Source organism: Paenibacillus hamazuiensis, from assembly GCF_023276405.1.
In the GTDB taxonomy this organism is placed as follows: Bacteria; Bacillota; Bacilli; order Paenibacillales; family NBRC-103111; genus Paenibacillus_AF; species Paenibacillus_AF hamazuiensis.
Window position 1 is genome coordinate 1,014,874 of the sequence record NZ_JALRMO010000001.1, and the last position, 15,500, is coordinate 1,030,373.

Here is a 15,500-nt window from a genome sequence, read left to right on the forward strand (position 1 = left end):
GAAGAGGAAAGGGTGAAATCATGATCAAGTTATTTAAATTTTTACAGCCATATCGCTGGACGATTGCTTTCGTACTGCTTCTTATATTTCTACAGTCGCTGTCCGAGCTGATCCTGCCGACTTTGATGGCCGACATTGTCGACCACGGCATCGTTCCGGGGGACATCGGTTATATATGGCGCATCGGCGGCATCATGTTATTGGTGTCCGTGGTAAGCGGGCTTTTTTCGGTGATCTCCAGCTTCTATTCGTCCAAAATATCCGCCGGGTTCGGACGGATCGTGCGCGGACGCACGTTCGCCCGCGTCGAGAGCTTTTCACTGCAGGAGTTCGACAAGCTCGGCACGGCTTCGCTCATTACACGTACGACGAACGACATTACGCAGGTGCAGCAGGTGCTGCTGATGATGATGCGGATGATGGTCGCCGCTCCTATGATGTGCATCGGCGGCACGATCATGGCGATTTCCAAGGATCCCGGGCTTTCGCTGGTCATCGTTTGCGTCATTCCGGTGCTCGCTTTGACGATTTATTTGATCGCGGGCAGAGGGATACCGCTGTTTAAGGTCATGCAGCCGAAAATCGACAAACTGAACCTCGTCTTGCGGGAAAGTTTGACCGGAATTCGCGTGATCCGCGCGTTTAACCGAAACGAGGACGAGAAGAAGCGTTTCGATGAAGCGAATCTCGACTTGACCGACACCGCCGTAAAGGCAAATAAAATCATGGCGGCGATGATGCCGATGATGATGCTGATCATGAACCTAACCTCCATCGCGATCATTTGGTTCGGGGGCCTGCGCATCAGCGCCGGACACATGGAGGTGGGCGACCTGATGGCGTTCCTGCAGTATGCCATGCAGATTATGTTTTCGCTGATCATGGTATCGATGATGTTCATCATGGTGCCGCGTGCTTCCGCTTCAGCGGTTCGAATCAATCAGGTGCTGGATACCGAGCCGGAAATCGTCGACCATCCGGAGGCGAAAACAGCGGCCGGCAAAGGCGGTCATGTCGTTTTCGATCATGTCACGTTCAGCTACCCCGGCGCGGAAAAACCGGCGCTCTCGAACATTTCGTTCGAAGCGAGGCCTGGGGAAACGACGGCGATTATCGGCGGCACCGGGTCGGGCAAATCGACGCTCGTCAGCTTGCTGGCGCGCTTCTACGATGCGGACAGCGGCAGCGTAACGGTGGACGGCGTCGATGTGCGGGATATGACCCAGGAAAGCCTGCGCTCCAAAATCGGCTTCGTTCCGCAAAAAGCGGTGCTTTTCTCGGGGACGATCCGCGACAATATCGCCTACGGCAAAGAGGACGCAACGGACGAGGAGATTCGGCATGCCGCGGAAATCGCACAGGCCGCCTCGTTTATTTCCGAAAAGCAGGAAGGTTATGACGCGGTTATCTCGCAGGGAGGATCCAATCTGTCCGGTGGGCAAAAACAACGGCTGTCCATAGCGCGGGCGATCGTGCGCAGGCCGGACATCTATGTGTTCGACGACAGCTTTTCGGCGCTTGATTTCAAGACCGACGCCAAACTGCGGGCTGCGCTGAAACGGGAGACGACGGAAGCTTCCGTCATCATCGTAGCGCAAAGGGTCAGTACGGTCATCGATGCGGACCGCATCATCGTGCTCGACGACGGGGAGATCGCCGGAATCGGCAGTCACCGTGAATTGATGGAAACATGCGAAGTGTACCGGGAAATCGTGGCCTCGCAGCTGGCTGAGGAGGAGATTGCATGAGCGGGCAAAATCAAAACAATGGATACGGCGGCGGTCCGGGAAAACCTCCCGGCGGAGCGGCGGGAATGGGCCGTGGCCCCGGTATGGGCGGACCCGGGCGGGGGCCGATGGGCGGCGGCTTCGGAATGCCGATGGCGATGCCCGGGCAAAAGGCCAAAGACGCCAAACGGACATTCCGCCGGCTGCTCGGTTATTTGAAGCCTTTTCGCTTGCAGCTCGTCGCCGTCATTATTACCGCAGTGCTCAGCACCATTTTCGGCATCGTAAGCCCGAAAATAATGGGGAAAGCGACGACCCGGCTGTTCGAAGGCCTGATGGCCAAAATGCAAAACGTTCCCGGAGCCGCTATCGATTTTCCGTACATCATGAATATTATCCTGATTTTGATCGTTTTGTATGCATTCAGCTCTTTATTTGCCTATATCCAGCAATATTTGATGGCCGGGGTCGCACAGAAGATGGTGTACCGGCTGCGCAGGGACGTAAACGAAAAGCTGACTCGCCTGCCGCTCAAATATTTCGATTCGCAAACCCACGGCGAAATCATGAGCCGGGCCGTAAACGATATGGACAATATCAGCGGAACGCTCCAGCAAAGCTTGACCCAGGTTATGACATCCGCCATCACGCTGCTTGGTATCGTCGTGATGATGCTGACGATCAGCCCGCTTTTAACCTTGATTCTCGTGCTGACATTACCTTTGAGCTTTCTTGTGATCAAAGCGATCTCGTCGCGGTCGCAGGCTCATTTTATCGGTCAGCAGAAGGCGCTCGGCGAGCTGAACGGGCATGTGGAGGAGATGTATACCGGCCATAAAATCGTCAAGGCGTTCGGGTACGAGAAAAAATCCGTGGCGAAGTTCGATGCGATTAACGACCGCTTGTACGAATCCGGTTGGCGGGCGCAGTTCGTCAGCGGCATCATGATGCCGCTTATGACGGTTATCAATAACATCGGTTACGTGCTGATTTGCGTCGTCGGCGGCATTCTGGCGACGCGAAAACTGATTGAGATCGGCGATATTCAAGCTTTCATTCAATATGCGCGCCAGTTCTCGATGCCGATTATACAGACCGCCAACATCGCAAACATCATCCAATCCACGCTGGCTTCCTCGGAGCGGGTATTCGAAATTCTCGACGAGCCGGAAGAAGTTGCGGAGACGGAGAACGGCATCGTATTGCGCGAGCCGAAGGGCGATGTACGCTTTGAAAACGTCAGCTTCGGTTACAAGGAAGGCGCCTCGCTCATCGAAAACATGAACATCGACGTAAAGCAAGGACAAACAATTGCGATCGTCGGTCCGACCGGAGCCGGCAAAACGACACTCGTCAATCTTCTCATGCGCTTCTACGAATTAAACAGCGGCGCGATTACGGTCGACGGCGTCAATATTACCGCGATGGAACGCGGGCAGCTGCGCCGGCTCTTCGGTATGGTGCTGCAGGATACGTGGCTGTTTAACGGCACGATTCGCGACAACATCGGCTACGGCCGGGCCGGCGCCAGCGAGGCGGAAATCGTCGCAGCCGCGCAGGCAGCGCATGCCGACCATTTCATCCGCACGTTGCCGGACGGATACGACACGGTGCTGAATGAGGAAGCATCCAACATCTCGCAAGGGCAAAAGCAGCTGCTCACCATAGCCCGCGCGATCCTCGCGAATCCCGCCATTCTCATCCTCGATGAGGCGACAAGCAGCGTCGATACGCGGACCGAGATGCAGATCCAGAAAGCGATGCACACGCTGATGCGGGGACGCACAAGCTTCGTTATTGCTCACAGGCTGTCGACGATCCGGGATGCCGATCTGATCCTCGTCATGAACCACGGCAGCGTCGTCGAGCAGGGGACGCACGAGGAGCTGCTTGCGCGCGGCGGTTTCTACGCCGAGCTGTACAACAGCCAGTTCTCCGAAGGCGCCATCGCCTAAGCGAATAAAGCCGGACAGATGCCTGGGCATCTGTCCGGCTTTTTTTTACTATAAGATCAGGCTGTCGGAATCGGCTGCTTTTCTTTCCCGTCTTGTTAGAGCCCCGGGTTCGACAGTCGGTAGATGCACAATCCGTCTCAAACCCAAGCGGGACAAGGGATGCGGCAGTTGTGGATAACTACGTGTGGTGCCTACATCTTTTGGGGGTCAAGAGAGCGAAATATCCCATATTTGCTGGGGTTCTGCGATTTGCAAGGCCGAAACAATTGCCCGATGTTCGTCCGTTAATTCCGTCCGTTGCCGCAGCTTTCCACCATCCAAACGGTACTCAACCAGATGCAGCGTCTGCATGAGCGAACGAATCTCGCGCCACGTTTGACCGGTTTGGTTTTCTGCAATCCGGATGAGCATCAAGGCCAGCCAGCAAAGCAGGACATGTGCGCGAATCCGTTCTTCTTTCCGGTGGTAGACCGGCCGCAGTTCCAGCGATTGCTTGAGTGTCCGAAACGCTGCTTCCACCTGAAGCAATTGCTTGTACCCGAGTGCCACGTCTTCCGTGGACAAGGTGTCGTCAGAGGTGCGCAGCAAGTATTTGCCGTCCAGATGCTCCATCGCTTTGACGGCGGCCAGATCGATACGCAGATTGCCGCGCTTGTCGGTCTTGAGATACCGTTTGTACGTCGGATGGCTGTGTAGACGGCAGTGTGCCCCGGTATGCGCTTCGCCGTCCAGTTCCTTCAACCGGGCAAGCTCCGTGCGCAGCTGCTCCAGATGCGCTTCGCGCCGGGCGGCATCCCGCTTTGCTTCTTCCGGATTGCGAACGAGCACGTATCGCTTGCGCGCTTCGCCATCCCCCACGACGATCTCCTTGACCTCCAGGTTGTCTCGGATCGTTTTGAAACGTCCCGGATGCGCGAGTGCCGCTTCGACGGTCGGCTTGCCCGACGTCATCTTCTCCCCGGCAATGTAGTGGCCGCCGCTCTGTTGCAGTACGCGCAGATTGTCTTCGGAGGAGAAACCGCGGTCGACGACGGTAATCACACGCCCGAGTTTCCACCCGATCAGATCCTTTTTCACCTGCGGCACAACGTTCATATCCGACGTATTGCCCGGCCACACCCAACAACGAATCGGGATGCCCTCACGCGTGACAGCAAAACCGATGACCACCTGCGGAAGGTCGGGGCGATGGTCTTTCGAATAACCGGTTTTGCGAAAATCGTCTTCGTCGTCCTCTTCCGTCTCAAAATACGTGGAGGTCGTGTCGAAGAACAGCAGATCGACTTCCAGATTCAGCAAATCCGCTACCGTATGGAACACTTCACGCTGGATGCTTTCTTCCGACGTGAGCAGAAAATCCATTGCCCGGTAGCCATGCTGCACGTCAAACGCCGGAAGGTCCGGGATGACCACTTCACGATCCACCCAATCTTCAATCGCCAGCTTGCTGCTTGGTGCCAGCGCCCGATTGGCCACCATGGCAAAGATGGCGCGTTCAACCGGCATGCGGTATTCCCGGTCGGCAAGTCGTCGTGTAATCGCTTCGCCGATACCAAGCTTCTTCCAAAGTTGATCGAGCAGCCATACGCCGCCCAGCGAACGACTGCTAAGGAGCGTAACCGAAGCGGGTTGCGCTGAAGATGGAGAGGGCGCTTGCGGCTCGCCAATAAAACGGTGGATGCTGGCGGCAAGACGTTTCAAGCCCTCCATGTCCAGTTCGTCAGCGCGGCCGAAATGGTACAGGACTTTCGCTTGTGGAGTTCCGGTCACAGGATTTCGCTCATTATGGGCGAGCTGTACGTAACGGGTGATCGAACCGTTTTTATTTTTACGAGAGATTGTTCGTATATACATATCTACAGGATATAATATATACTACAAGAAATGCAACAAAAATATCTAATTATCCACAAAAATTTAGTGCCTACAGTTTTTTGGATTTTTTCGCGTCGTAGTGCCTGTGGAAAAGTCCGAAAAGCCGCGTCAAATCTGGATTTCAGTTGTCCACAGCACCCAAAAGGGTGCCTACTTTTCGAGGGTTACTGTCGAACCCGGGAGAGCGTTTCTTTTCCGAAAGTACCTTCAAACAAAGATTCTTTTAAAGGACGGCGCTGGTTCGGCTGTTCGCGCTCCTGAAGATTTTCCGGCAAAGCTTCTTTATCGCCTTGATATCCGATGGCGACGACAGCATGGAGTTCATAATCCGCGGGTACATTCAGGACTTCGCGGGCTTTATCTTTTTCAAATCCTCCCATCGCATGGGTAATCAAACCTTGACGCGTCGCTTCCAGGGCAAGATAACCCCAGGCTGCTCCCGTATCGAAAGCATGTGCGGCGTTGAATCCCCTTTCGGATGTCGTATGCGAAGCGATGACAGCGAGTACGGGTGCTTTTTTGCACCAAATGAGATTTCCCGGCATGATAAAGGAATAAAATCGTTCACGGTCTTCTTCGGTACGGGCGATAATAAATTTCCAAGGCTGCAGATTCGAGGCGGACGGTGCCCATCGCGCCGCTTCGAATACACTGTACAGCACCTGCTCGGGAACTTCTTTTTCCAGAAAAGACCTTGGCGACCACCGATCGATAAATTGAGGAGTTATTTCGAATGCGGGTTGACGGAAATCGGATGCTTTGATTGTTGCACGATTCATTAAAGTATCCTCCTTTTTGAAATCAGCTTACTAAATGTATTATAACCCAATGTACTTATTAATTGGAAGGTAGGGCGTACCGCTCGCAACAGATCAGCCGTCCGTTTCGATTCCGTCCCATCCCTTTCCCATTTATTCCACATAAAAAGCCTCCTGTTCCGATGTTCGGACAGGAGGCTTGTTTACAGCAAATAGACGATGTCTTCCTTATAGTGTCATCCTATCCGGAAAACCCGAAAAGGCAAGCCAAAAATAGACAGTTTGACCGGAAAATTTGTCCATCCCGGATTCACGAGACTCGCATTTTATATAGCGTAGTTCATCATGTGTATCAGGAGGAGGGCATTAAACATGCCAACAGTTTTTTATACAACAGGACCGCTGGACAATCTTGCACCTGCAGCTACCAAAACTGCTGCTGTACAGCTTAGAATGCTTAATAACGACACCACCGAAACTGCTTTTGTTGCCGTTAACGTTTACGATGCCAGTGCGGGACTTGCCGCAAAAAAGCTGCTCACCAGCTTTCCGCTCTTTGTTCCCCCCATTTCTGAAGGAAACTTCGTAACTACCCTTGCCGCAGCGATAATTGTTTATGAAATCGAGTTGGTGCTGCAAACAAACGGGCCGTTTTCCGAAGTTCAGTTTTTTGTCATAGGCAAACTCGCTGACGGTAACCTGAACCCGAGCCATCGTGTGCTTAATAGCGAATTAACTGTAAGGACCGTAATAACGTAATAGTAACGGAAGGGGCTAATCCGACCAGGATTTCTTCATGACATGGAGTCCCGGTCGATTGCTTTTTTATCGCTGACCGCGATCCGGCAAATAAAAAAAACGACATACGCGATGTCGTTTGGCTATTTTTGACAGATTTTAACTAAACGTAAGTGTCCTCGACCCTTATAATATTATTATAACCGACAGAAAATTATAAGTCTATATTTTTTTGGGGATTTTGGATATATTTTTTCAGGAACAACTTGAGGGAGGGAAAAATGAATGATCGCACTGCAAGGCATCAGCAAATCGTTTAAGGTCGCGAAGCGTTCGGCCGGTCTTCGCCAGGCCGTAAAGGCTCTGTTTGTCCGTGAACACACCGTCGTGGAAGCGCTTCACAACATTTCGTTCACGATTGGCGAAGGGGAAATCGTCGGCTATATCGGACCTAACGGCGCAGGAAAATCGACGACGATCAAGGTGATGAGCGGCATTTTGGTGCCGGATCGGGGCGCCTGTTCGATCATGGGTTATACGCCATGGGAGGATAGGACGGCCTACGTCGGAAATATCGGCGTCGTGTTCGGGCAGCGCTCGCAGCTGTGGTGGGACGTACCCGTAATCGACTCGTTCGAACTGCTGCGCGACATTTACAAAATACCGGCTGCGGTTTATCGTGCGAATCTGCATCTGCTTACGGAGAGGTTGGGACTTGGCGGGATCCTGCAAACCCCTGTCAGGCAGCTGAGCCTGGGGCAGCGGATGCGCTGCGAAATTGCCGCTTCGCTCCTTCATGGCCCGAAGATTTTATTTTTGGATGAGCCGACGATCGGGCTGGATGCGGTGAGCAAAATCGCCGTTCGCCAGTTCATCAAGGCGATCAACCAGGAGAAGGGCGTGACGGTTATCCTGACCACTCACGATATGCAAGATATCGAAGCGCTGGCCGACCGTATCCTGATGATCGGCAAAGGAACACTGCTCTACGATGGCACTATCGGGTCACTTCGCGGCAGGTTCGGCACGGAGCGGATCATTACGGCTGACTACCGGGAACATGCCGAGCCGGTCGATATCCCCGGTACGAACCGGCTGTCTTGGTCGCCGGAGCGGGCGGTCTACAGTGTCGATACCGAACGGGTGCCGATCGCCAGCGTCATCTCCAGATTATCGGAGCGGGTCGAACTTGTCGATGTTGCCGTCGAAACGAAGCCCGTCGAAGAAATCATCGTACAATTGTATAAGGAGCATCAAATATGAGCGCCTATATATCGGTTTTGAAGCTGCGCTTCATCAACGGACTGCAGTACCGTTCAGCCGCTTTGGCCGGCGTTCTGACGCAGCTGTTTTTCGGCTTCATTTTCATTATGATTTTTGTCGCGTTTTACAGCCAAAGCGCCGCGCAGCCGCCGATCACGTTAAAAGAGCTGGTCGCGTACATTTGGCTGCAGCAGATCTTTCTCGCTTTTATCGCGTTATGGTACCGGGACGGTGAAATTTTTTCGCTGATTACAAGCGGCAACATCGCTTATGAGTTATGCCGCCCCTGCGGCATTTACCGGTTCTGGTTCGCCAAGCTGCTGGCCCAGCGATTCTCGAGCGCCATTCTTCGCTGCTTCCCGATTTTGCTTGTCGTCCTCATTTTGCCGGAACCGTACCGTCTCAGCCCGCCGCCTTCTCCGGCTGCGTTCGGATTATTTATATCCGCGCTGCTGCTCGGACTGCTTGTCAATGTCGCGATCTCCATGCTGATCTACATATCCGTATTTTGGACGATGTCGCCCACCGGCTCGACGCTGATGATCGCGGTGACCGGCGAATTTTTTTCCGGAATGATTTTGCCGATCCCGCTTATGCCGACATGGCTGCAAAATATCGCTTACGCGCTGCCGTTCCGCTGGACGGCGGATTTTCCGTTCCGTGTTTACTCCGGACAAATTCCGCAGGCGGAGGCGATGTGGGGTATCCTCGCACAGCTGCTCTGGCTGGCCGTCATGGCCGGCATCGGAGCGTGGAGCCTGCGCAGAGCACTGCGCCAAGTTGTGGTACAAGGAGGTTGACGGGCCATGAGCTTATATTTCAAATACTTATCGATATTGTTCAGGTCGCAAATGCAATACCGCGCCTCGTTCTGGCTGCTGACGTTCGGCCAGTTTTTTATCCCGTTTACGGCTTTTGCCGGGCTTTATTTTATGTTCGAGAGGTTCGGACAGCTTCGCGGCTGGAGCTTTTTTGAAGCCGTGCTGCTATTTGCGGTGATCGGCATGGCTTACTCGCTGAGCGAATGCTTTTCACGCGGGTTCGACCTGTTCTCCAGCCTGGTGGCGGATGGCGGCTTCGACCGCCTTCTCGTTCGTCCGCGGAGCACGGTCCTGCAGGTGCTCGGCTCCCGGTTTGAGTTCACCCGGGCCGGACGATTGCTGCAAAGCGTCATGGTCCTCGTGTGGGCTTTGATGAACTTGCCAATCGCATGGAGCTTCGCGAAGGCGGTAACACTCCTGCTGATGATCGTATGCGGCACGTTTATTTTTACGGGCATCTTCATGCTGACAGCGACGCTCTGCTTCTGGACGGTGCAAGGGCTGGAGATCGCCAATATTTTCACGGACGGAGGCAGGGAGATGGCGAAATACCCGCTGAATATATATCAAAAATGGGTCACGGTCTTTTTCACCTTCATCATCCCGTTCGGATGCGTCAGCTACTTGCCTCTGCTTTACATTTTGGGCAAAACCCACGGAAACGACATTCTGTACATACTGATGCCGCTTGCGGGTGCGTTGTTTCTGCTTCCGTGTTTGCTGGTCTGGCATTTCGGGGTTCGGCATTACCGCTCTACGGGATCGTAAAGAGGAGGGAGGGGCAAATAACAGCGGTTTACCCGTGGAGATTTGAGCGGTAATAAACGCAGTAAAGCGGATGTTGGAGAATAAAGCAACTAAATCTGCTTCGTTCTTTAACATCCGCTTGCGTTTTCATGTCATTCCTATTTCTATCACTGAAGAGGTTTGAGTTTCTTGATTTCTGGCTCGGTAAGACCGGATGCCTCGGCAATGACGGAAATATCGACTCCCAGGGCTAGAAGCCTTCGGGCCATTTCTTCCTTTCCTTCGGCTCTGCCTTCAGCAATGCCTTCTGCAAGACCTTCCGCTCGACCTTCCGCCCGACCTTCCGCCCGACCTTCCGTTTTAGCTCCTTCAATCAACGACGCTTCGTCATGAAGATATTTTTGCCGCGCTTCATAGAGCCTGCGAGTCTCTGCATCATAGCTGAGAAACTCCAGCACGGTCATTGCTTTTTTTAACATCGGTTCATTCATGGTCAGCACCTCCCAAGCCGATTTATTTACACCCTTTAGGAATAACAGCCAGTTGGCCAAACCCCCATCAACCGGAACCGTCGAATCGTCAAGCTTCGGCAGCTCCATGAAATGGATCTCCAAATCGTCTGAAAGAGGAATGGAAGAACGTTGCTCTCGTAAGTGAAAGATATTATGATACTGATCATTCGGCAAATATGGAAAATTGAGAATGTTGATCGCAACGCATTTTTTCAATTCACGGTAAGGCTGGCCTTCCACAAGCTGATCCGAATACATTTTGCTCCAGTAATACAAGGTGCGTTTCTCTATATCGTAACGATTAAACAGCTGGATTTCGATGTTGATGAGCTTCCCGTCGATCGTTCGGGCCTTGATGTCCAGAATGGACTGCTTGTCTTGCGGAGAGTCCTTTTCCGTGTACGGGTTCATCAGGATAATATCCGTTAATGGTGGCTCATTGGATTCCATAAAGGTCCTGTTCAAAAAGGCCAGCAAAATATCTTTGTTCTCTTCACTGCCGAAAATACGTTTAAATACAAAATCGTTGTGCGGATCAAGCAGATGGTCACCCATTTTGGAATCATCTCCTTATCATTAGCAGTATTATACCATGACAAGAAGATTCGTGAAAACGGGCAGTGCCCGAAAGAGCAGGTCTTCGGGCACCGTGATCAGGCAAGGATGGAATCATCCAGGCATCGTACCGATCAATACGGTCAGATCAACCGTAACCTCCATATCGTCCACGTCCGGCGCTTTTCGGAATGCATTTTCACCGGCTCCCCACGATAGCGGCGTCATGCGAAACAAGTGAGGAATAAGCGAACGTTCCAAGCGAAATGTGTAATTTAAACGGCGGGCCTCGATCATCTTAAAAAAGTGAGCGAACCGCTCCTGCGTTCCGCTGCTCGAATACGTTTGTTTGTCCGGCTCGTAAAAAAGCTCGCGCAGCTCCTTAAGATAGCCGCTTTCCGGCACGACCTTGACGACGATTCCGCCGCGCGCAAGCATTCTCAGGAATTCGGAATAATTTGAAGGCGAGAGGATATTGACGATGCATGGAAACCGGCGGTCCTGCAGCGGGCACTTCGCGAGATCGGCTACGCTCCACAGCGATCCCGGATATTGCCTGGCAGCGAGGGAGACGGCTTCTTTGGAAATATCGATTCCCATCCCGAGGACGCTCGCTCCGGTTTCACGACGTATCGCATCCTGCAGAAAGGCGAGATGAGATCCTTCCCCGCAGCCCGCGTCCAGAATATTTATATTGTCGCGCCCCCGCCCCAGGTAACGGACAATTTGCTCGGTGATAAGTGCATCCAGCGGCTGGAAGAAGCCGGCTTGGCTTATGATTTTACGCGAATCGAACATCGTTTTATCGTATTTCGTTTTTACCGGGCGCGGCAGCAAATTTACGTAGCCATGTTTGGAAATATCGAAGCAGTGGCCCCGAGCACAACGTAAGCTTTTCCGTTCATGGACCTTCATCAGACCGCAGCAAATCGGACAGCGAAACAAGTCTGCATTCTCAGCGAAAAAATCAAACACAAAAAAGCACCCCATTCATTCGTATTCGGTGAATGAAAAAAGGCACAGTCAAATAAACCTGGCCTCTTCGTTTTAAAAAAAAGAGACCGGCCCAGATGATCTGTACCTTACATTACCTTAAACGAATGAATTGGATAATCATTGGGGATGTTCACTCCTGAGGACAATGTTTTCGGGCACGTCCCCGACGGGACGCCTTTTAATAATAACACGATAAGGTGAATATCAGCAAAACATCGGCTATAAGTAGCATGGCGAGATGCTACACTGGTTTCATCCAGTTATATGGATGAAATCGATTCACGGAGGGAATGCCATGGACAGAACGCCGGATGCCGCGGGATGTACGATTTTTGATGAGTCGGGAAGGATTCTGCTTGTGCATCAAACGTGCGGCCGCAAAAAATGGGCGCTGCCCGGCGGCGCAACGGAGGGAGGCGAATCCGCTTGGGAAGCGGCGGTAAGGGAATGCCGGGAGGAAATCGGAATTGAAGTGACGGACATGTCGCTGACCGGGCTTTATTTTTTATAAGACGCCGCTGCGTACGATAAAAAAGTGTTCGTCCGAGATCAGCACGTGAATGATTATGTGATCGAGTAGCCTTAATGCAGCGAGAAGGAGTACGCCGCAGCATACTCCTTCTTACTTCCTTCTCATGTGGTGAAAAAGCGGAGTGGACGGAATCGTGCTGGAGAAGCGAAGCGGTCGCCTTTGTCCCCTGATTCCAACCGCCTAAGCGGTTAATTTAAGAAATCAGGGGACAAGAGCGATCGGAAGCACGATCCGGGACACGCAGCGTGTATTCACCAACATTCCTACGCCTCACACCTTTTGCAGCTTCGCCGGATTGTTGATTTTGTAAGGAACAGGGTGCTTGGTGAGCTTCTTCGCGACGATTTTGCCTTCGAACGTGATCGTATCGCCGATTTCCAACCCGAATTTTTTCAGCGTGGTGCTGTGGCTGGACCAGGCGGAGCCGATATCGGTTTCCGGGTCGGTGATCGAAACCGCTTCGTAGATGATCACTTCGTCGTCCGTTTCGGTGAAATGGTTGGGCACCGTAGTAAATTCCTTGACGGTCGCCGTCATTTTCACTTTTTCCTCGGGAAGCTCGATTTTCGGCGTCTTTTCCTTCTTGGCCTTCTCCTTGGGAGGAGTTTCCGACTTGGGCTCGTCCTTTTTGGCGGCTTCCTTGGCAGGCGGCGCCGCTTCCTGCGCGTTTTCCGCTTCTTCACCTTCCGACGCTCCGTCTTCTGCTGCCACGGCAGTCCTCTGACCGTAGTTCGCCGCCTGCATTTCCTTCAAATAGGAAGGATGAATGCAGTGCTTCTGCCCGTTATCGAACTCGATGACTGCGGTCATTTTATCGGCATACCCGACAATGCTGCAGGCCAGATTCACGCCGCTTCCTTTGTAGAAAAACGTTTTGGTTTTGGACGCTTTCTCCGACAGCAGGCCCCATTCCCTGCATTTTTCGATCTGTTCCGCCTCATTCTCGAAAGCGTTATACGTAACAGGTTCGATGACGAACGAATGTGTCATATGGTTTCCGCCTTTCTATCGATTACGGTAATATTTTATCACTTTTTGCCGAAATTGGCGCTATGCTGTTAGTAGGGCATCGTTTCAAAAAAATATTTATACTTATAGAAATTTTCCTCCGTTTTCCATATAATTTAATTTTAATACTCGAGCCGGAAAAGTGCAAAAGGGGGAGTGGAAGTTGCCGCTTATCGATGTACAGCACGTTCGCAAGGTGTTTCAAACGTCCGTACGCAGGGAGGGGCGGTTCGGAACGCTGGTCAGTCTGATTCGTCCTGAGAAAAAAGAGGTGACGGCGGTGGAGGACATCAGCTTTTCGATTGAAAAAGGTGAAAGCGTTGCCTATCTCGGCCCGAACGGCGCCGGTAAATCCACGACGATCAAAATGCTGACAGGCATACTCGAACCGAGCGGAGGGTCGATCCGGATCGGAGGACTCGTTCCGCACAAAAATCGCAAGTTAAGCAGCTACCAGGTCGGCGTCGTATTCGGGCAGCGCTCGCAGCTGCTGTTTGACCTGCCGGTCAAAGATTCCTACGAACTGCTGCGGTATATGTACAGCATTCCTCCGGAACGCTACAGGCACAATCTAGAGGAGTTCGCCGAGGTGCTGGAGGTTGGGCACTTGCTGACGCGCCCTGTGAGAACGCTTTCTCTCGGGCAGCGAATGCGCTGCGAAATACTGGCCGCGCTGCTTCACGAGCCGGAAATACTTTTTCTGGACGAGCCTACGATCGGTCTCGACGTGGTCGCCAAAGAACGGATCCGGGCGTTTATCGAAAAAATTAACCGTGAAAAAGGAGTCACTTTGCTTCTGACGACGCACGACATGAACGATATCGAACGGCTCTGCCACAGGACGATGATCATCGACAAAGGCAATCTGATCTATGACGGCAGCCTCCAGTACATCAAGGAAAATTTTGCGACGGAACGGCAAATTCGCGCAGTTTTCGCGGACGTGCAGGCCGCGCAGGCGGCGGCCGCCGTTTTCTCCGGACTCGGAAACGTGACCGTCCGTACGGAGGAGCAGGTCGTTCGGATCTCGTACGACCAGCATGCCGTCGATACCGCCGAGCTGCTGCGGCGCCTCTTGGAGAAAGCGAATCCGCGCGATTTGACGATGCAGGATGAAAGCGTTGACACGCTGATCAGCCGGATTTACAGGGAAGGTTTGGCGCGGAAGCAATCGGCGGCTGCGGCAGAGGAGGCGGTCCGATGAGGCGGACGATACTTCGCATGGCCGGGATGTCGCGCATTGCCGTCCGCCAGCGGATGCACTTCCGGTTTGATTTTATAATGACTCTTATTTCAACGCTGATGTTCAGTCTCATGTACTACATGCTTTGGAAAGCGATCTACCATTATTCGGCGAATATGGCGCTGCCTTGGGAGCAGCTGATCACTTATGTGATGGTGGGGCAGGCGGTCAACTTCGCCCGCTGGTCTCCCGCCGAGCGCGCTCCGACCTATGAGACCGCATCGCGGGTGCGTTCCGGCGATATCGCGCTCGACTTGATCCGTCCGATCGATTTTCAGACGCAGCGATTTCTGGAGGCGGTCGGCTTTTTTGTAGTAGAGCTGCTGTGGGTCAACGTTCCGGCGATGCTGCTGCTGATTCTCTTTCTGGGCATTTCGCCGCCTGCCGGATTATCCGCGCTGCTCGGATTTGCCGCTAGTCTTGTCATCGCGTTTTTGGTCGCTTTCAGCCTGAACTCGATCGTGATGATGATTTCATTTTTGACGACGAACACGTTCGGGGTACAACTCGCCAAAAGAGCGATTGTCGATATTTTTGCGGGAACGCTTATTCCGTTTGATTTTTTCCCGATATGGCTGAAAGGGATTGTGGAATATTTGCCGTTCCAGGCAATGGCGTACATTCCTTTGTCGATTTATACGGGAAAATTGACCGGGACGGCGATGATCGAGGCGCTTTTGGAGCAGTGCGTCTGGGCGCTCATCATGCTGCTGATCAGCCGGCTGCTGTGGATGAAGGCGGCCAAACGGCTGACCATCAATGGGGGGTAA

The 15,500-nt window shown here is 52.8% G+C and carries 14 protein-coding genes; 9 read left to right on the forward strand and 5 right to left on the reverse strand.

The genetic code is table 11. The annotated features are described in order from the left end of the window. Nucleotides 1-20: 20 nt before the first annotated feature. Complete coding sequence (locus MYS68_RS04075) at nucleotides 21-1,748, forward strand: ABC transporter ATP-binding protein (protein ID WP_248924598.1); 1,728 nt, start codon at nucleotides 21-23, stop codon at nucleotides 1,746-1,748. A gap of 65 nt (nucleotides 1,749-1,813) precedes the next feature. Continuing rightward, nucleotides 1,814-3,682: an ABC transporter ATP-binding protein gene (locus tag MYS68_RS04080; RefSeq protein WP_420852204.1), complete on the forward strand. Its 1,869-nt coding sequence runs from the start codon at nucleotides 1,814-1,816 to the stop codon at nucleotides 3,680-3,682. Between the two features lie 207 nt (nucleotides 3,683-3,889). Here MYS68_RS04080 and MYS68_RS04085 read toward each other — a convergent pair whose 3' ends face one another. Both MYS68_RS04085 and MYS68_RS04090 read right to left on the reverse strand, forming a co-directional pair. Beyond that, nucleotides 3,890-5,536 carry an IS1634 family transposase gene (locus MYS68_RS04085; RefSeq protein WP_248924599.1) on the reverse strand — a complete coding sequence of 549 codons (1,647 nt, stop codon included), beginning with the start codon at nucleotides 5,534-5,536 and terminating at the stop codon, nucleotides 3,890-3,892. A gap of 185 nt (nucleotides 5,537-5,721) precedes the next feature. Continuing rightward, nucleotides 5,722-6,336 (reverse strand): nitroreductase family protein, encoded by a 615-nt coding sequence (locus tag MYS68_RS04090; protein WP_248924600.1) that lies wholly within the window; start codon nucleotides 6,334-6,336, stop codon nucleotides 5,722-5,724. Nucleotides 6,337-6,687: 351 nt separating this feature from the next. On the opposite strand from MYS68_RS04090, the gene MYS68_RS04095 reads away from it, so the two are divergent. The 4 genes from MYS68_RS04095 to MYS68_RS04110 all read left to right on the forward strand — a co-directional run bounded on the left by MYS68_RS04095 (nucleotide 6,688) and on the right by MYS68_RS04110 (nucleotide 9,905). Beyond that, a complete protein-coding gene (locus MYS68_RS04095) occupies nucleotides 6,688-7,074 on the forward strand; it encodes a hypothetical protein (protein WP_248924601.1) in 387 nt (128 codons plus the stop codon). 264 nt (nucleotides 7,075-7,338) lie between these two features. Continuing rightward, entirely contained in the window at nucleotides 7,339-8,316 is a 978-nt protein-coding gene (locus MYS68_RS04100; RefSeq protein ID WP_248924602.1) for an ABC transporter ATP-binding protein, read from the forward strand. After that, nucleotides 8,313-9,116: an ABC transporter permease gene (locus MYS68_RS04105; protein WP_248924603.1), complete on the forward strand. Its 804-nt coding sequence runs from the start codon at nucleotides 8,313-8,315 to the stop codon at nucleotides 9,114-9,116. The genes MYS68_RS04100 and MYS68_RS04105 overlap by 4 nt, the downstream gene beginning before the upstream one ends. A gap of 6 nt (nucleotides 9,117-9,122) precedes the next feature. Continuing rightward, complete coding sequence (locus tag MYS68_RS04110; RefSeq protein ID WP_248924604.1) at nucleotides 9,123-9,905, forward strand: ABC transporter permease; 783 nt, start codon at nucleotides 9,123-9,125, stop codon at nucleotides 9,903-9,905. Between the two features lie 146 nt (nucleotides 9,906-10,051). Here the strand turns inward: MYS68_RS04110 and MYS68_RS04115 are convergent, their stop codons facing one another. Then, on the reverse strand, nucleotides 10,052-10,951 hold the full coding sequence (locus MYS68_RS04115; protein WP_248924605.1) for an Rpn family recombination-promoting nuclease/putative transposase: 900 nt from the start codon (nucleotides 10,949-10,951) through the stop codon (nucleotides 10,052-10,054). 114 nt (nucleotides 10,952-11,065) lie between these two features. Next, nucleotides 11,066-11,926, reverse strand: a complete 861-nt coding sequence (locus MYS68_RS04120) for a putative RNA methyltransferase (protein ID WP_248924606.1) — start codon at nucleotides 11,924-11,926, stop codon at nucleotides 11,066-11,068. Between the two features lie 316 nt (nucleotides 11,927-12,242). On the opposite strand from MYS68_RS04120, the gene MYS68_RS04125 reads away from it, so the two are divergent. Next, complete coding sequence (locus MYS68_RS04125) at nucleotides 12,243-12,458, forward strand: NUDIX hydrolase (protein ID WP_248924607.1); 216 nt, start codon at nucleotides 12,243-12,245, stop codon at nucleotides 12,456-12,458. A gap of 291 nt (nucleotides 12,459-12,749) precedes the next feature. On the opposite strand, the gene MYS68_RS04130 is transcribed toward MYS68_RS04125, so the two are convergent. Further along, nucleotides 12,750-13,469: a hypothetical protein gene (locus MYS68_RS04130; RefSeq protein ID WP_248924608.1), complete on the reverse strand. Its 720-nt coding sequence runs from the start codon at nucleotides 13,467-13,469 to the stop codon at nucleotides 12,750-12,752. 181 nt (nucleotides 13,470-13,650) lie between these two features. Here MYS68_RS04130 and MYS68_RS04135 point away from each other — a divergent pair, with 181 nt between their 5' ends. Next, complete coding sequence (locus MYS68_RS04135; protein ID WP_248924609.1) at nucleotides 13,651-14,691, forward strand: ABC transporter ATP-binding protein; 1,041 nt, start codon at nucleotides 13,651-13,653, stop codon at nucleotides 14,689-14,691. Then, nucleotides 14,688-15,500 carry an ABC transporter permease gene (locus MYS68_RS04140; RefSeq protein WP_248924610.1) on the forward strand — a complete coding sequence of 271 codons (813 nt, stop codon included), beginning with the start codon at nucleotides 14,688-14,690 and terminating at the stop codon, nucleotides 15,498-15,500. Before MYS68_RS04135 ends, MYS68_RS04140 begins: the two co-directional genes overlap by 4 nt.